Genomic DNA, 16,852 nt, shown 5'->3' on the forward strand with positions numbered 1-16,852 from the left:
CAATACAAAGTTCTTTTAATTGATCAGGGAACGGGTAACAGTTTTTGGAAGAAGTGTTGTAAAATCAGGAAAGGAGTTTTTTCATCTCCTCCCTGAACTCTGAAGGAGTTTGGCCCGTACGTTTTTTAAATACATTCGTGAAGTAAGCCTTCTCATTATATCCAAGGTCAAAGCCGATTTCGGAAATGTTTTTTTCAGAATAGGTCAGCTGGTTTTTGGCTTCAATGAGTTTTCTGGTTTCAATAATTTCACTGACTGTTTGCTGAAGGATGTTTTTACAGATCAGATTGAGGTTTCTGGCAGACATAAACAGTTTTTCAGCATAAAATTCCACTCCAACCGGTCTATGATAATTTTCTTCCAAAATTTGTAAAAAGCTCTGCAAGGTAGAGTTCTTGGAATGATTCAAGCTGTTCTCATGAGGGTAAGTTTTGTTTCTTTCTGATTCAATCATAATGAACAGCGCTGCAAGCAAATGCCTTACCACACTTAAGTCTGGGTTTTCTTGCAGCATTTCCCCCTCGATGATCTCACAGATAGTGGTCAAGCGCTTGAAGCAATAGTTATCTGCCAGTTTGAGCATCGCATGGTTGTGATAATTGGCATAAAGCTGAAAGGTAATTTCGGGAATAAACTCACTTTTGAAGCGTAGCACCCACATATCACATTTTCCATTTATTAACTTTGGAATAGCCCGATGGACCTTTCCCTTGGTCACAAAACTGACAAGAGGGGCATCAAGGACAGTATTTTTAAAATCTATGAAATGTTCCAATTGGCCTTCTATCCCTATGACCAATTCCTCATAGTCATGTTGATGAGGCTCATCAGGAGAAGCACTTATTTTAGCGGCATCTCCACTGCCAACTTTAAAAATTTGGAAGAGCTGATTCATATCCCCAAGGTAGAGAAAAAACCTTTACTCACCCACTGGTGAATTCCGGTAAAAAATACTGCAAATATTCTGGTTATATTTCCATTAAACACTTTCCTTTAGAATTAATGTAGATGGAATATCAGAAAGCCAAAGGGTTTTTGAGTCAACCAGCTTCTTCCAGGTATCTATGCTTACCATCATCAGGTTTTGATTTAGCAGAAAGTCTTTATCTATAACTTTTTGTTGGATCAAATTGATGTGATTGGGTGCCTTATGCTCAATGGCACGGATTCTTTCTTTTAATTCTGGATTGTTTTTAATCTTTCCTTCCTGGTCCAAGATTGTAATTTGAGAGCCTGAATTACTAATGAGTTTTTGGGCAAAAAGAACTAGAAAAGCATCATTTTCGGTAAAAACAGGAATAAAAACCCTATCTGCACTAGAAAAATCTTTGTCAATTAACACGCCTATTGGGACTTTACTTTTACTGATTATATTTCGGGTTCTTTCATCAAAGGGGGAGTTTTCAAATAAACTTTCTTTTCCGGTTACCTGATTCAATAATTTTTCAGGATTGATAAATCGGGTTGTAAAGCCTAAAATTTTCCCCAACAAACTTCCTTCAAAAATTGATTGGCCCAAGCCAATAAGCAGTAAGTCATAATCACCTTTATTTGCCACTTCTGTGATATCAGAATCAATGTCATTGGAGGCCTTAAATAAGGTAGTAATTTTCTGATTTAGATTTTCTGATTCTTCTATAACCGGAGTAAAGCTTTCTTTTTCATACTCTCCCACATTATAATGATGCAGTTCATTTGTTGGAGTAAGGTGCATTGCGGTAACTGCGGCGTTTCCATTAAGTTTTTTGATAAAACTGTTAGCCAATCTCAATAGTGACCTGCCCCGCTCGGGATTGCCAAAGGAAATCAAAACTTTGAACTTGTTTATTTCACTAATTTCCTGAGGAATTTCAGGTGTTTTAGTTTTGAATGCCCAGTTAATCAAATCCAGAGCAGGCCCTGTCATAAAGGTAGTTACCAAGGCCATTATTACCATCATTGCAAAAATTTCAGGGGACAAAACCCCCAGGTCATAACCAATATTCAGAACAACCAATTCCATCAAACCCCTTGTATTCATCAATGCCCCAATAGTTAAGCTGTCTTTCCAATTTTGGCCGACAAACTTTGCCGCTATGGCACTGCCTATAAATTTTCCGACTATAGCTATCAGGATGATCAATCCGGTGACTTTCCACAAGTAGGGATCATTCAGTAATCCTATTTCTGTCCGTAAACCTGTAAAAACAAAGAACAAAGGTAAGAGCAGGACCAATGCAACATCCTCAACTTTTTCAATGAAGATGGTCCTGAATTTGATATTATCGGGCATAATAGCCCCTGCCATAAATGCTCCAAAAAGTGCATGAATCCCGATCACTTCAGTAGCATATGCGGAGATGATAAGAGTAAGAAAGAAAATGGCGACTATGGGTTTGCTTAGACTTTCTTTAGTCTGATATAGATTACCGATCCTGGACAAGAAAGGACGGACCACTTTTATCATCAAATAAACATACAATGCTGCCAGTGCGATAATGTACAAAGCACTCAAAAACGACCCTGCTTTTACAATGGCTATAACCGCCGCCAATAAACACCAAGCAGTAATGTCGTCAGCTGCAGCACAGGTAATTACCACCGTGCCCAGTCTGGTTTTATGTAATCCCCTTTCCTGGACAATTCTTGCCAGAACCGGAAATGCAGTGATGCTCATGGCAATTCCCAAAAACAAGGCAAATGAGATAAATTGAACCCCAATGGGTGCAAAGGACTGATAAATAAAATACGCAAATCCCATTCCCAGCGCAAAGGGAATAATTATACTCGCATGACTGATAACCACAGCATCGTGTGCTTTATTTTTCAGAACTTTAAGGTCCAGCTCCATCCCAATGACGAACATAAATAGGATCAAGCCTATCTGGCTCAGAAATTGTAAATTCCCCAAGGATTCTGTAGGAAAAAGCGTTGACGAAAATTCAGGAAAATGCATTCCGATCAATGAGGGCCCCAAAACAATTCCAGCTATTATTTCCCCGATAACTGTGGGCTGACCTATCTTTTTGCAAATCCAGCCAAAAAAACGGGCAACAACAATAATGGTCACAATTTGGGCCAAAAGAATAGATAGGGGATGTTCTAAATTGTAAATGAGTGAATCAATAAATTCTTGCCACTGGGTTTTTCCGGTCTCTGGAAGAACTATCCTTCTACCTTGCTCCAATTTTGCCCCCAACAATACAATCCAATACATCAGTGCAGTGAATCCGCCAATAACACCCACATAAAAAATACTATTTCTCAATCTTTGCATCATACATTCATTTGGATTTGTCTAAAACTGGTCTCCTAAGGTCAATGCAATTCCCAAATTTCTTTTCCCATGCTACATGGACCATAGCCGTATTGGGCTCCATTTTCCTAGATTGTCGGAAGTAAAGTTCAGAACTATTTTGAACTGATTCATTGATATGAAAAAAAGATTGTGAAAAATGTAACAAGCCGGAAAAAACTTGTAATGAATTAGATTTTGACCTTTAGAAGAAACTCATTTCTAAAATTTTCACCCAAAGTAAATCTCATTTCTCTGCCCTGTTCATTCGTCAGATTGCTGGTAATTTCGTCAAATGAAAAAAACTGAACTGCTTTGATGGAAAGGATTTCTCTCTTATTTATCCTACAAAAGCTGTTTTTAGGCAATATTTCTGTGAGTTTTTCAAATGTGATGTTTTTTATCAAAATTTCATTCCCATCAAAAAGCCTTGCGATCTTGTCTCGGCTGTCGATTTCAGAGGTTTTGATATAAGCTATTTTATCGAAATAAAGCAGTGCTTTACCCTTGTCGGTGTTTAACTGAATATAGGTCTTGGACTTTTGATCCAAAGGTATTGCCAGTTGCTTTTTTGCTTTGTCAATAGCCTGTTTTAAACGTTCTATATGAATAGGCTTTCTTATATAGTCTATGGCATTCAAGTCAAATGCCTCTGCCGCATAGTCTTTATAGGCTGTCGCAAAAATGACAGGTTTACCATCTAAAAGATTGGCAATCTGCAAGCCGTTCATTTCAGGCATTTCAATGTCCAAAATGCAAATGTCAAAGTCCATTTTGGGTACTTCCTTTAGGAAAATTTTTGGGTCATTGAATGCCTTGATCACTTCAAGGTCCGGAATTTGCTCGCATAGCATTTTCAGATAAGTAAGTCCGGGCAACTCGTCATCGAGCAGCAAGCATTTTAGCTTTGTGTTCAAGTAGATTAATTTTTAGATGTGCTATATATACGTCACCTTCAGTAAAACGGTCCAATTTGAAATTCTCTGAATAAATAATTTTCAGACGTTGTTCCAAGGTTTCTGCACCAATTCCCCCTTTCTCTTTTTTCATAGGACTTTTAGCTGATATTTTATTGGCAACTGTCAAAGAAAAAACACTTTCTCTGAACTCAAAAGTAACTGCAATGAAAGCATCAGAACTTTGCAAATCAGCATGTTTGAATGCATTTTCGATGAGATCAATAGAAATAAGGGGAGCCAAAAGCCTCTGTTCGAGCAAAGGTTCTGATTCATGGATTTTAGTTTTCACTTTCAATTCAAACAGTGGGCTGACCTTTATTTTATTTATTTCAATCAGGTTCAATGCAAAATCTATTTCTTCCTTGGGAGTTACAAATTTATTCCGGCTCTCATACAAGATGTAATCGAGGACGTTTGCCAATTTGTCGAGGGCATAATAGGTCTGGTAAGCATGGGACTGTATAGAGTTTAAAATATTTTTAAAAAGATGTGGATTAAGCTTGGATTCAAGGGTCTGCAATTCCAGTTTGTTTATTTTGCTTTCCAATAGCTGGAACCTGGCCTCTGACTCAATTCTCTTTTTTTCGGAAATCCTTAGCCGAATAAGCAGGTAAACCGCTGCAAACAGGAATATAACCACAAATATTGAGAGGATCAATTCAAAAGATATTTCTGTCAGGTCAGTCATCCATTTATTATTTTGTCTTCAATCAGCTGTTTGAAACTGAGAGCAACTTCTTTGTTTTTGTGGCTTTTCAAATGAAGTTCATCATACCAGTCCAGTTGAGATTTCGGGATATCCCTACAATCAATATGATAAACCTTATCAAATTTATTGGCTACAGCTATGAGCATCTCATTGTATTCGTAAATAAAAGTCATAACAATAGCCCGCTGAAGCTGGGGGTCCAGAATTCCTTTGATCATTAATGGCCTGAACAACCATTTACCAGAACCAAGTAAAGCATTGACAATAGGCTGAAGGGGATACCTCCAAGAGAAATTGTTCCCCTTTTTGGGATAAGGATACGCATAGCCATGTGTGATGCTTATCATATCTTTGAACTTGGTTGTATTCTCGTATAAGCCTTTAAACAACATCGTGTACTGTGCCTTCATGGTCCAGATAAACGCATAAAATTCCTTGTTGATGTATTTCTGAGCAGACAAAATAAGATTACTTTTTTCAACGTCGATTTCTTTAGGCAGTGTTTCCACAGTATACTTTTCCTGTTGATTGTCTTTATTGCTAACCATTACCGCCATCCTTTCATTTCCTACCAAATCATTGCCGCCTCCACTTATCAAGAAAACATCAGGGGCATGAATCGTCAGTCCTTCAACATATTGTCCTTCATAAATAATATTTGTAATCCAGTCTCCTCCAAAAGCATCTGAGAATATTAAATAATTGTCATTTTTCTTGAGCCAATCAATGATGTCTTTGACAAAAGTTGGGAAAAGAAACCAGGAATCACCTTCTGCATAAATTCTGATGTATTTTTTATCTGGTATTTGGTTTTCTACCCGCTTAAAATATTTCTTTTGCCGGATTTGGGTGCTTCTTCTGTTCAGTTTGCCTAACATGCCCGAATTAGCATTAGAGGTATCTAAAAGTCTGTCTTCATTTAAGTCATAAATGAGCCGGACACATTCACGAAAATCCCTGAAGGCTTCTTGTACATGATACTTGTTGTTTGATGATTTGTATGATTCTATCAATTCATCAAAATCTGTTGAATTAAACTCCAGTGGTTTATTCAACATTTTCTTTATTAAAGGTTTGTTAGCCGCATTCATGTCCTGATATTTTTAGCCCAATAACCATTGCCCGCTATGGGCAGACTGTGAATAATCCCATCTGTTTCAATCTCTCGGAATCCAGAATCATTTAAAGTTAAGGATAATAGCTTAAAAAGTATTCTGGCCGGAAGCTAATTTCAAAGTACCCCATTGGTGGGACTGACCCGATTCAAAATTCCAATTTGATTTCAATTATCAGATGATCCCAAAAAAACCTTCTTTTTTATGCACATCATTGGCTATACTGCAGCAGGCTGTGGAAAAGTGAAAATCCCATCTACCTTGTAACAAGTCAATGGGATTTTTCTATATCAAAAGGAAATAATCACTTAAATGGGTTGTTTAAGCAGGGGGGGGTTGATGGGTGAGCATGTGGGTGATTACAATAGGTCCCTTATTTCAGCCGTCTTGTCAAAAACACTTTTGGCATAAGGACAGAGCGGGATAATTTTTAAGTTGTTTTCCCTGGCAAAGTTCACTGCAGCCATCACCAATTGTTTGCCTACATTTTTGCCCTTAAATTCCGGATTAACCTCTGTGTGGTCAATAATAAATCTGTTTTCTCCGGCCCAAGAATAGGTCATTCTGCCTGCCTCCCTGTCCTCCTCAATGGCTTTAAAAAAGCCTTTACTTTCTCTGTTGAATTGTTCAATTTTCATGTCATGCTTTAGGGTAAGGTACAAAATCCACTTCTCCAGGAACCTTTGGGAAACGTTGGTTCAGCCAGTCTACTTTTGCTTGTTTCAAACGTTCCTTATCCGAAGAGACAAAATTCCAATCAATAAACCTTTGTTCAGGAAATGGCTGACCTCCAAAAATGTAAACTGTGGAGTTTTCGGCCATTTCGAAGGCACATAGTTTGGTGTCCTTAGCTATTAAGATTTGCTTGGGTCCATAGTTGTTTCCATCACTGAATATTGAGCCTTCCAAGATGTATAAGGCGCTTTCTCCGTACAGCATATCCCCTATTTCAATATCTTGGGGGTGGGTATTCTTGATTTCGATGAAATAAAGGGGGCTATGAACCGGCACCGGAGATTTTTTTCCAAATGCTTCCCCTGCGATAAGTTTGAAATGTATGCCGTTTTCCTCCCAACGGGGAATTTCATCTTCAGCAATATGGGTGAATGCAGGTTCAGTTTCTTCAAGTTCCTTTGGCAAGGCAACCCAGATTTGTAAACCATGTAAGATTTTTTCTGAATTTCTAAGGTAGTCAGGTGTTCTTTCAGAATGAACCACTCCTTTTCCAGCTGTCATCCAATTGATTGCCCCAGGTTTGATTTCTATTTCACTCCCTATACTGTCACGGTGCATAATGGATCCTTCAAACAAATAGGTCAAAGTAGAGAGCCCTATATGTGGATGCGGCAATACATCCATATTCTCCCGGTCATTTAATTTAACCGGTCCCATATGGTCTATAAATACAAAAGGACCTACTGCTCTCTTTTGTCTGAAAGGGAGCAATCGCCCAACCATAAAGTTGCCAATATTTGCTGCCCTCTCTTCGATGATTAATTCCACATTTGACATAGTATCTCCATATTTGGTTTGAATGCTGTTTGCCTGTTATTTACTCTTCCAGAAATCCGAATTTGCCAGCGTTAAAATCATCAATGGCCTGAGCGATCTCCTGCTGCGTATTCATTACAAACGGACCATAGGCTGCAATAGGTTCGTTGAGGGGTTCTCCACTTAGAACCAGGACCACAGATTTTTCCTTGGCCTCGATGAAGAAATCCGAGGCGTTGTTTTCAAAAAGGACGAAATGGTTGGTCGGAACTTTTTGCTGGTTATTGACCAAGATACTTCCTTCAATTACCAACAAACCGGTATTGTAATGGTCCGGAAAAGAAAACCCGGCTTTTCCATTCTCTTCTAATTTGGCATTCATCATATTAACAGGAGAAAAGGTGCTTGCACTTCCTTTAAGTCCCTGATATTCTCCGGCAATTATTTCAATTAGACCGGAGTTTTCCGGCAATTTAAACTTGCTAATTTGTCCATTGGATATTCCCTGGTACTTCGGTTTGGACATTTTATCCTTGGCAGGTAGATTCACCCATAACTGGACCATTTGAAATTCTCCACCCTCTTTGCTAAAATTTTCTTCATGGTATTCTTTATGTAATACCCCTGAAGCAGCTGTCATCCACTGCACATCCCCTTCTCCGATAATGCCCCCTCCGCCACTACTATCATGATGGGCCACTTTGCCTTTGTAGGCCACAGTAACCGTCTCAAAGCCCCTGTGGGGATGCACACTAACCCCTTTGGGTTTGTCAGATGGTGGAAAGTAAAATTTTGAATTGTAGTCCAACATGATAAAAGGATCCATCCTCTTCATGTCCAGGCGGTATGCACTCGGAATAAAGTTGTGTACCCTGAAACCGTCACCTACATAATGGGGTTCTCTTGGAGGGACTATTATTTCAATATTTCTTGTTGCCATAATTTCATGTATTTAAAATCTATGAAACAAAATTAAGAGATCCAGAAGCCCTGAACATTGATGTATGGTAAGAAATTACTGCTACCTCGAATTATGGCCGGCTAAGCCTTTCCTTACCCTACTTAGGCTCTCGGGGGTAATGCCCAAATAGGAGGCAATCATCCATTGAGGAATCCTGTGGCTCAGATCAGGGAATAGTGCTATAAAATCCATATACCTTGTTTCAGCACTGGACCCAATTAAAGCATTAATCCTTTTTTGCAATTGCCGGATATGGTTCTGTAATAAATAATCATTATACATTCTGAATTCCGAACTGATTTCGGAAGCCTGCTCAATAAATTTCTGGTCAAAAACCACGACAGTTGTATCTTCCAGTGCATCAATAAAAAATTCTGAAGGGTTGCCAAAATACAAACTTTCCCTTTCGCTCAAAAACCAGTTTTCAGATGCAAATTGGAGAATGTGCTCCTTGCCTGAACTGTCAATAGAATATAACCTCAATAAACCGCTTTCTACAAAAAACATATGCTTACAACTCTCTCCTGCTGCCAATAAAACTTCATTTTTTTTAAGATGCATTCTGGAAATCAGTTTCATTAAAATTTCGAGATGCTCCACTTTAACCAAAGCCTTGTTTTTCAGATAATTATAAAATTGATCTTCCATAGCTGTTCTGTTTTTTTAGTAATTTGGCAAATTCAAATGGCAAGAGCCAAATTGGGAGAATAAAAGCATGGGTTCACATTCCCCCAGGATAATTTAAGACTGTTTCAATGAAATGATTGGGACAAAATTTTACACGCTGCCCACATGTCTATATGATTGTCCCGGGAGGTGGATTTCCCAGTCAAAAAAAACTGGAAAAATTCACAATCAAGGGTTGAATTCCTGTACTTAATCAAAGCATTGGCTTTCTTCTTCCGCTCAAAGATCAAAGTCCTTCATCTTTTAACAGTCACTTGAAAAATGAAAAGCATTCATAGCATGACCAGTTTCAGTAGATTCCAATAAATAACAAACCAACATCTAAAAAAACCCTGATAAATTTTCACATTAATCAGGGCTTTTACTTAGTGGTCTTATTGTTAGTGGTATTTTTTATCTTTTCTCCAATGTAATTTAATGCTTTATCGTAAGTTTCTATTCCGTGCCCTACGTTCTTGTAAATTTTTACTTCATTCAATGTCTTTATTTGTCTTTTTGCATTATCAACTGATTTTTGATAAGGGAATAAAAGGTCTTTGTCGCCAACAAGCAAATAAGTTTCTACATTTACTTCTTCAAGTTGTTTGCCCATATAATACGGTTTTTGTGCCTTGTCTTTATATCGGCGAATTGCGAAAACCTCATAGTCCACAAGCATTTTTTCTGAAATGCCAGATAGCTTATGGTTTGGTTTTGAAAAGACTGCTTTGTCAAGAAATTTCAAAACATTTTTTTGCGTGGGTCTGATAATTGGCAAAAGATTAAAATATAGATTTTTTAAGCTCAGAGAGAAAGGTTGTAAGCAACCGGGATTTAATAAAAATGCTGCCTTAATCCTTTCAGGACTTACTATTCCTAATTTCATACAAACAAGTCCGCCAAATGATGCCCCTGCAACATAGGCCTTATCGATTTTTAGCTTATCAAAAACCTCAGTCGCCCATATTCCATAGTCCAAGGATTTAATGTCAGGTGTACAACCATCACTTAAATTTGGAAGCCCATTAGTTTCTACCATAAAAATTTTCATTTTATGATTTAAGTTGTCAAGTCCTTTGTCAAAGTCCCAAAATAATACGGTAGTTCTTGCTCCTGGAAAAATAACAAGGGTATCTAACTGCTCGTCTTTTGTGTTAAGTCCCCAGATGTGAGTCTTTCCGAGCGAGGTTTCAATTTCATATTGTTCATATTGTCTGCCGTTATTTAATTCCAATTGTGACGTCCAATTGATTAAATAGTTATGGTCAGCTGTTTTGTCTTTAAATTCTGATCTGCTGTATATTTTCATTTCTTTCTCTGTCGTAATTTAAAATGGACCATAACCGGATTCAGCTTGGAGATACCCGGGTAATCAGAACTATCCGTAACCTACTACCTCCTAACTTAAAGATAGTAAACATTTTGCTTACAATGAACTGCTCGATACATCCACCATGATGTTAGGCACATTTAAAATTGAATTGCTTTGTAGGCTATGTATAGCTCCTAATTAAAAAATACAAAAAGCCTTCCCTTGGCACAAAATTTATAAAATCCTCCAGTTTTTTAGCCCTTCAGAAACCATTAGAGTCTCGCTTCCCAAGCAGGTGCCGGGTAGCAATTCCTTACAAAAAATTAGGGATGCCCCTAAGAAGCATCCCTGGTAAAAAAATAAAATCAGCAACAAATTTACCTCGCAAACAAGCCCAAAATCAGATAGGTCGTCAAATCAGTCGTGCTGATGTCCTGGGTTGGATCATGAACTACAAGGAAACCCTCGTAGTTATTCACTATCTGATCGAATGAAAGGGTAGCTTGATGCTCAACCACTGCGGAACTCCCTTGTGCCATGACCATAGCCGACAAAACGTTGGCGTTAGGTGCTTCATTATAAGGAGTACCATTGGGCGTGTTCGCAGGATTTGCCGCATCATGAGCATGAATCATATACATTCTACCGGACAAGGTGTTGTTAAGGGTTATCGTAATTTTTGACATCCCATTAGGTTGCTCCTCTACAAGCATCCTTGCAGTCAAATTTCTGGGATGCTCTCCAACATAGGCCGTGGCTGGCCCTACCAATTGACCTTCGTTGAAACTATACTCAAAGGTTTTCATTCTTAGCATGGGTTGCTGATCATCCGAATCTTTGCAGGAGATCAGAAGTACCGTCATGCACAATAAAGCATACAGAGAAAGTTTTAAATTTTTCATAATGTTTTTTTTTAATTCGTTGGAGGGATATACGACCTCATCTGGCTCGTTGGATCTTCTGGATTGGAAAGTTTTTTATATTTTTTTGGGAAAACCCATAATTTTCTGATAATCAGGGGATAATGGTGTTGTTTTTATATTGGACAGGATTTAGATTATCGGTGCATGGTGGTTTCTTAAAGCCGCCTATATCATAGAATGGACAATAATTGAGTGAGGTTTCTCTTAAGTAATTCCAGATGTGAAACCATCAATTCCAAATTTCTGGTAAAAATTAGCCCTCCTTTTAACCGAAGGCTGATGTATCAAAAATTCCCACCAAATGCGGTATATGGAATATCCGCCATTGAAAATTTTCAAACCACATGTAAACCAAATTAAAAATCATGGAATTGTTTTACACATAAAAATGCCCCCATAATTGTCCAACTTTATGGGGGCGGTTAACTCACCAAACATACAAAACAAAAAAATATTCAAATAGCCAAGAGATCATCTTGTCCTCTAGGACAATAGGTTGGCTAAATTGGCCGAACCTGATCTTCATTGATACAATGGATATCTACCTTCCCATATGAAAAAGCCTGTTTACATTGAAGCCCAAGCGGAATTTTTCCCCTACGCGACCATTGCCACCCGCAAGCAGGTACTGATCGCTCAAGGCCGGGCTTGTGACAAAATACATTTGGAAGACATGGCCTCCTGCTTCCACATCTATCCCTAGCCCAACATTGTTGGTCAGGCCGTTGTTAAGATTAGGGATCCATTGCCCAGTAAGAGAGGTCTTGCCGGTCATTTTATATTTACTGCTCAGTCCCAAAGCCAAATAGCTTTTCTGGGTCCCTTCTATCTGGTAAACAGGCAGCGGGCTGTTAAAATAAACCCACATAGGGCTCAACTGTAGGCTAAGTTTTTCGGAAAATTTCCTGGCAACCATTACCTGCGCAACATAGGAAAACCTTTCTTGCAATTGGACACCTGGATCTGGAAGGAAATCATAATCGGAAGTATTGAGGCCCATTCCAGCCATTAGGGAGAGGGAAAAGGGCATGCGGTTGTTTTGTGTTTGCCTCAGGACATGATGGCGAAAGTACAGGTTATAGAACTTGTCCATACTTTGCCTGGAAAGGCCCAGGGAAAACCTATCTGTCAAGCCATACTCAAAGTTCAAGAGAATATTCGCTCCGTTGTCCAGTCCCCATAAATTCCTGGGACCATTATCCACTGTACCAAAGGTGTGCATGATGGCAAAATGCAGGGTGTTCTTCTCCAGCGCCTCCACAGTAGCCAAATTGATGTGGCGGGGAGCGTGGAAAATAAGTTCCTCCTCCATCTCCTCTTCTAAAAGTTTCCGTTCCAGTTGCGCATAAAGTGTCTTCACGCAACCAAACCATACCAGCAAAAGCATCAAAATATGTCTAATTGTATTCATTTTTTAGGATTGCTTTAATTTTCACATTTTGTGCCTCGGAAAGCTCATAAAAAAGCACTCCCGGAACTTCAATTCCATAATCGCTAAGCTTGAGGACAAACTCGGCCTCCAGCTTCAATTCCTTTCCGTCTTCGGATAATTGTAGCTTACCCGGTACCTTGATGGCCCTTTTGTGGCCATGGATTTTAAAATCCCCCATGGCCTGCACGGCTTGCCCATTCTTCAGTTTACGCAGATCTGTTTGGCTAAGGCTACCTGTAAATTCAGCAAAAGGGTACTTCTTTGTTTCCAGATAATTTTCCCGCATGTGTCTATCCCGTAGCTTGATTCCAGTTGTAAGTGTGTTGAGGTCCACATAGAAATCAAGGGAATTATCATCCAAATCGACCAATCCGTGTAGGTGATTGGAAGTACCTACAAATTCATTCAAAGACGCCTTGGAGTGGAATTCCACGGTCCCATTTTTTGTTAAGAACCGCTGTGCAATGGCTTGGGGGGGATGGATGCAAACAAGGCCCAAAACCAGCAACCAAACTGTAAGTTTACCTGGTGACAACAAGTACATTACCTTCAATTTTTGTGGCAAAAGTGGACAAAGGTCGGGTTGCCGGGCCGTTGAGTACATTGCCTTGCAGGTCAAACCTAGATCCATGGCAGGAGCATATGAATTGGTTTTGGTTCAGGGCCCAATTTCTGTCACATCCGCTATGTGTACATACAGAAGTTAGAGCACTGAAGCTGTTGCCATCGACATTGACCACCAACATCCTTGCCTCAAGCAGCAGGATCCACCCCCCCGCACTTTTCAATTGGTTTTGCTTCTCCAAATCAATGGTTACCTTCTCTTCTGTTACATTGATACCATTTCCTAAATTTTGGTCCTGATCCGGTCCCATGTCTTCCTCGCTGCTACAAGACGCAAAAAACGACATGCCAAAACTAGACATCACTGCCAAGGCTCCCATTTTCTGAAGAAATACCCTTCTTCCTTTTGGAAGCATTCCTCCCTTCATTTTTTCATGGTCTTTCATAAATGTAGAATTTGAAGTACATACGCAGTCCACCTTCAGTTTGGATTTTGAGCACAAAAAAAAAAGCTACCATAGGTAGCTTAAGTGAAAATTGAAATGATAATTGGATACAAATGCTTAGGCCACTTCACCCAAAGCCACGAGTTTTTCAAGAGTAGGGGAAAGGCTGCCACCTTTGGGTTCGATGGTGATGGCGAAGGCTCCAGCTGCTACGACTGCGTCCATCTTCTGCAAAATATTTTTGTCCTGTGGGTTAATTAGTCCTATTCCTATAGGTCCATCCTCTCCAATCGCCCAGAGTTGATAGTCTTGGTCAGCTCCCAGTAGTGCAAGATTTTGCACAGTCACGTATACCAAAGCTTTATCGGGGTTCCAAAAAACATTCAGCTTGGCATCTTCCTGGATTTCAAACGCCGTTCCCGATAAAGAAACCCTTTCGAAATCTCCTGCAAGCACTTCCTCCACTTGCTCAAATCGGGTCTGTTTGATATCCAGTTCTTCAGCCAAAACCGATCGCTCCATCATTAAGGCCAAGTAATCCTCCTGTGACTGATAATACCTTGTCGCAAAATATAGGGCGGCTGCCGAAGCTATCAATGCTGCCAAAGATGCTGCTACCGCCCAAATTTTCCAAGGAAAGCTGATATTCCGGTGGATGCCGCCGTCTGTAGTGGCATTCCTTTCCTTTTCTGCTGCGGGTAGTGCGGCGTCTGTTGGCTGCTCTCCAGCATAGAGCGTCTCCATGATCCGGTTCTTTACCCCTTCTGAGGGGTTTATTCCTGACCGATGATCAAAGGCGAACATGGATTGTTCCAGTTCCTCCAGCTCCTTCTGGATGGCAGGATAACGGGCGGCCATTTCCATGACTTCCTGTTGCTCCCTCTCATTGAGCTCTCCTAACAAGAACAGCTCTAATTTTCCGGACGATATGTATGCTTGAATATCCACTAAATCTTCTCTAATTTATTTTTCAACACGGCTAGTGAAGCACGAAGACGGGATTTGACCGTACCAAGGGGTATTCCAAATTCCTCAGAGATCTCAGAATGGGTATATCCCTTGAAATAGATGTACTTGATAACAAAGCGTTGGTCCTCATTGAGGTTATTCAACAGTTCCTTTACACCAATTCCTTCCACATAATCGGCTGTTCCTGCCTGATCTTCATAGGCATTTACGTAATCTTCGATTGGATTGGTCTTTTTGGAATTGGAAAATTCTTTTGAACGGGTTTTATCTATGGCTGCATTTCTGCAGATATTGGACATCCAAGTATAAATCCTGCCCTTTTCCACTTGATAGCCATCAATCTTGCGGATAATTTTGACAAAAGCATCATGAAATACCTCCTCTGCAATATCTCTGTCTGGAATTATTCTAAGGATTACCCCTAAAAGCGCACGGGAATATTTTTCATAAACATATTCTACCGTTGCCTTGTCATTGGCCCTTAGCCCTGAAACGATCTGGTCCTCTCTCAAATATTTCGAATTGATGGATAGAATGGCTTAAAGTCAAAAGTAACACCTTGGCATCAAAGTAACAACTGAAATAAAATCATTACAGGAAAAGAATTTTGTTTATTTCTCAAGGGGAGAATTTGGACTATTTGTTTCATTCTCCCTCAGGTAAAAAATTAGCCCCGAGGATGATTAATACCTGGGAATATAACATTTTGGGTTTGTTTTGTGGCGGTTTAATCCTCAGGATTTTTCCACTTACACGGAATATAAACCAACTTGCTGACAATACTGGCAACTGTGTCGCCTGCCACTGAACAAACCCGGTGTAAGCAGCTGGTATTTTCAAACTACTGCTTCTTTAAGAAGTCTCTAACGGTTTTGTTAAATCTCTTTGGGTCTTCAATGTAGGGGAAATGACCCACATCTTTCAGAATAACAAGTGTAGAGTTTCGTATCATTCTTTCAATTTCTTTCGCCCCATCAATTGAAAGTACACTGAAGTCACCATGCATGATAAGTGTAGGAGAATTGATATTCTTTAACTGTTCATGGATGTCGTAACGTCCTAAGCTATTCCAAACCATATCATTTGTTACATTAAAGTTTGAGCTCCAATTTTTATCAATACCAAGGGAAAGATGTTGACTAAGTGAAGAATTTTTAAAAAATGGTTTAAAGTAGATTTTTAAATAACGGTCCATAATTTCAGGATTGGTTTCAAAATCAATTTTTGAATTGAGATTTGAAAGTTCCTGACGGTCAAGTTCAGTTTGTCTTTCGGAAATTGTTTTCCTGAAGTAGGGAAAGTTGAGTTCCCAGCTGGCTGGAGCGGTGTCTATTAGTAGTAGTTTATTGACATTATCCGGGTAAGATACAGCATAGTACATTGCCAGAAGGCCTCCGAAAGAATGACCTAATAAGTTTAATCGATTGATTTCGAGTTGCTGACGTAGTATATCAAGGTCATTGACAAATTGAGAAATTGTTAGTCGGGTTGTATCCTCCACTCCTGAAGAACGTCCGCTGGCTCGTTGGTCATAGAATATTAATTGATAATCCTTAGCCAAAAGGTCAATTAATTGAGGCGCCAAATAATCATGGCTCATACCAGGTCCACCATGGATAATTATTAGCGGCTCGCCGGAACCAACCAATCGAACAAAAAGCCTTGCTCCATCCACATCAATATATTTGCTTTTATCTTGTAACCTTGATTGTCCAAATGAACAGATGATGGTGGAGAGTATAAGTCCTAAAATAAAAGTCGTTTTAAGGAGGTATTTTTTCATAATGCTGAGTTTTAATTGGGACTAACTTTCTTCAATGATGCTTGGAGCTATCGGCGTTTTCAGGCTTTGCATTCGGGCGGGTTTCGGAGCACAACCTGTCCCGCCTTAGCGGGAAAACTGGCAACCAGCACTGAACTTGAATAGAAGCACAAAGTTCCAGGTTTGAACAGCATGCCCCAGCATCTCGGGATCACACCGCCTGACACAAAACCCGTCTTATGCGGTCGGTTTTCCTTTCTCTTGTTCAA

The 16,852-nt window shown here is 39.5% G+C and carries 17 protein-coding genes; all 17 read right to left on the reverse strand.

The features are described 5' to 3' along the window. Positions 1-64: 64 nt before the first annotated feature. On the reverse strand, positions 65-895 hold the full coding sequence (locus CLV48_RS13075) for a helix-turn-helix transcriptional regulator (RefSeq protein ID WP_106567741.1): 831 nt from the start codon (positions 893-895) through the stop codon (positions 65-67). Positions 896-979: 84 nt separating this feature from the next. Next, complete coding sequence (locus tag CLV48_RS13080) at positions 980-3,259, reverse strand: cation:proton antiporter domain-containing protein (RefSeq protein ID WP_245889556.1); 2,280 nt, start codon at positions 3,257-3,259, stop codon at positions 980-982. A gap of 206 nt (positions 3,260-3,465) precedes the next feature. After that, positions 3,466-4,191: a LytR/AlgR family response regulator transcription factor gene (locus CLV48_RS13085; protein WP_106567743.1), complete on the reverse strand. Its 726-nt coding sequence runs from the start codon at positions 4,189-4,191 to the stop codon at positions 3,466-3,468. After that, the gene (locus tag CLV48_RS13090) at positions 4,157-4,921 is read right to left on the reverse strand and encodes a sensor histidine kinase (RefSeq protein WP_106567744.1); all 765 of its coding nucleotides are present in this window, start codon (positions 4,919-4,921) and stop codon (positions 4,157-4,159) included. The genes CLV48_RS13085 and CLV48_RS13090 overlap by 35 nt, the downstream gene beginning before the upstream one ends. Beyond that, a complete protein-coding gene (locus tag CLV48_RS13095) occupies positions 4,918-6,000 on the reverse strand; it encodes a hypothetical protein (RefSeq protein WP_146140096.1) in 1,083 nt (360 codons plus the stop codon). Before CLV48_RS13095 ends, CLV48_RS13090 begins: the two co-directional genes overlap by 4 nt. Positions 6,001-6,416: 416 nt before the next feature. Next, positions 6,417-6,695: a GNAT family N-acetyltransferase gene (locus tag CLV48_RS13100; protein ID WP_106567746.1), complete on the reverse strand. Its 279-nt coding sequence runs from the start codon at positions 6,693-6,695 to the stop codon at positions 6,417-6,419. A gap of 1 nt (position 6,696) precedes the next feature. Then, positions 6,697-7,569: a pirin family protein gene (locus tag CLV48_RS13105; protein WP_106567747.1), complete on the reverse strand. Its 873-nt coding sequence runs from the start codon at positions 7,567-7,569 to the stop codon at positions 6,697-6,699. A gap of 40 nt (positions 7,570-7,609) precedes the next feature. Next, positions 7,610-8,488 (reverse strand): pirin family protein, encoded by an 879-nt coding sequence (locus tag CLV48_RS13110; RefSeq protein WP_106567748.1) that lies wholly within the window; start codon positions 8,486-8,488, stop codon positions 7,610-7,612. Positions 8,489-8,569: 81 nt separating this feature from the next. Next, positions 8,570-9,157, reverse strand: coding sequence for a Crp/Fnr family transcriptional regulator (locus CLV48_RS13115; RefSeq protein ID WP_106567749.1), 588 nt, complete (start codon positions 9,155-9,157; stop codon positions 8,570-8,572). A 400-nt stretch (positions 9,158-9,557) separates the two neighbouring features. Beyond that, positions 9,558-10,484, reverse strand: coding sequence for an alpha/beta fold hydrolase (locus CLV48_RS13120; protein WP_106567750.1), 927 nt, complete (start codon positions 10,482-10,484; stop codon positions 9,558-9,560). Between the two features lie 380 nt (positions 10,485-10,864). Further along, positions 10,865-11,389 (reverse strand): hypothetical protein, encoded by a 525-nt coding sequence (locus tag CLV48_RS13125; protein WP_146140097.1) that lies wholly within the window; start codon positions 11,387-11,389, stop codon positions 10,865-10,867. Between the two features lie 562 nt (positions 11,390-11,951). Further along, positions 11,952-12,821, reverse strand: a complete 870-nt coding sequence (locus CLV48_RS13130; RefSeq protein WP_106567752.1) for a DUF5777 family beta-barrel protein — start codon at positions 12,819-12,821, stop codon at positions 11,952-11,954. After that, positions 12,808-13,386: a YceI family protein gene (locus CLV48_RS13135; RefSeq protein ID WP_106567753.1), complete on the reverse strand. Its 579-nt coding sequence runs from the start codon at positions 13,384-13,386 to the stop codon at positions 12,808-12,810. The genes CLV48_RS13130 and CLV48_RS13135 overlap by 14 nt, the downstream gene beginning before the upstream one ends. Beyond that, positions 13,364-13,852, reverse strand: coding sequence for a QcrA and Rieske domain-containing protein (locus CLV48_RS13140; RefSeq protein WP_106567754.1), 489 nt, complete (start codon positions 13,850-13,852; stop codon positions 13,364-13,366). The genes CLV48_RS13135 and CLV48_RS13140 overlap by 23 nt, the downstream gene beginning before the upstream one ends. A gap of 117 nt (positions 13,853-13,969) precedes the next feature. Then, positions 13,970-14,800 (reverse strand): anti-sigma factor, encoded by an 831-nt coding sequence (locus CLV48_RS13145; RefSeq protein WP_211299946.1) that lies wholly within the window; start codon positions 14,798-14,800, stop codon positions 13,970-13,972. Beyond that, positions 14,800-15,333 (reverse strand): RNA polymerase sigma factor, encoded by a 534-nt coding sequence (locus CLV48_RS13150; protein WP_106567755.1) that lies wholly within the window; start codon positions 15,331-15,333, stop codon positions 14,800-14,802. The genes CLV48_RS13145 and CLV48_RS13150 overlap by 1 nt, the downstream gene beginning before the upstream one ends. Before the next feature lie 329 nt (positions 15,334-15,662). Next, complete coding sequence (locus tag CLV48_RS13160; RefSeq protein WP_106567757.1) at positions 15,663-16,604, reverse strand: alpha/beta fold hydrolase; 942 nt, start codon at positions 16,602-16,604, stop codon at positions 15,663-15,665. Between the last annotated feature and the right edge of the window lie 248 nt (positions 16,605-16,852).

Origin of the sequence: Cecembia rubra, from assembly GCF_003014575.1 — a bacterium.
Lineage (GTDB): Bacteria > Bacteroidota > Bacteroidia > Cytophagales > Cyclobacteriaceae > Cecembia_A > Cecembia_A rubra.

Bases quoted from the DNA above. Each gene is read 5' to 3' on its own strand.
- CLV48_RS13080 (WP_245889556.1), bottom strand. From the start codon at position 3,259: ATGATGCAAAGATTGAGAAATAGTATTTTTTATGTGGGTGTTATTGGC.
- CLV48_RS13100 (WP_106567746.1), bottom strand. From the start codon at position 6,695: ATGAAAATTGAACAATTCAACAGAGAAAGTAAAGGCTTTTTTAAAGCC.
- CLV48_RS13120 (WP_106567750.1), bottom strand. From the start codon at position 10,484: ATGAAAATATACAGCAGATCAGAATTTAAAGACAAAACAGCTGACCAT.
- CLV48_RS13095 (WP_146140096.1), bottom strand. From the start codon at position 6,000: ATGTTGAATAAACCACTGGAGTTTAATTCAACAGATTTTGATGAATTG.
- CLV48_RS13140 (WP_106567754.1), bottom strand. From the start codon at position 13,852: ATGAAAGACCATGAAAAAATGAAGGGAGGAATGCTTCCAAAAGGAAGA.
- CLV48_RS13110 (WP_106567748.1), bottom strand. From the start codon at position 8,488: ATGGCAACAAGAAATATTGAAATAATAGTCCCTCCAAGAGAACCCCAT.
- CLV48_RS13105 (WP_106567747.1), bottom strand. From the start codon at position 7,569: ATGTCAAATGTGGAATTAATCATCGAAGAGAGGGCAGCAAATATTGGC.
- CLV48_RS13115 (WP_106567749.1), bottom strand. From the start codon at position 9,157: ATGGAAGATCAATTTTATAATTATCTGAAAAACAAGGCTTTGGTTAAA.
- CLV48_RS13135 (WP_106567753.1), bottom strand. From the start codon at position 13,386: ATGTACTTGTTGTCACCAGGTAAACTTACAGTTTGGTTGCTGGTTTTG.
- CLV48_RS13130 (WP_106567752.1), bottom strand. From the start codon at position 12,821: ATGAATACAATTAGACATATTTTGATGCTTTTGCTGGTATGGTTTGGT.
- CLV48_RS13160 (WP_106567757.1), bottom strand. From the start codon at position 16,604: ATGAAAAAATACCTCCTTAAAACGACTTTTATTTTAGGACTTATACTC.
- CLV48_RS13075 (WP_106567741.1), bottom strand. From the start codon at position 895: ATGAATCAGCTCTTCCAAATTTTTAAAGTTGGCAGTGGAGATGCCGCT.
- CLV48_RS13125 (WP_146140097.1), bottom strand. From the start codon at position 11,389: ATGAAAAATTTAAAACTTTCTCTGTATGCTTTATTGTGCATGACGGTA.
- CLV48_RS13090 (WP_106567744.1), bottom strand. From the start codon at position 4,921: ATGACTGACCTGACAGAAATATCTTTTGAATTGATCCTCTCAATATTT.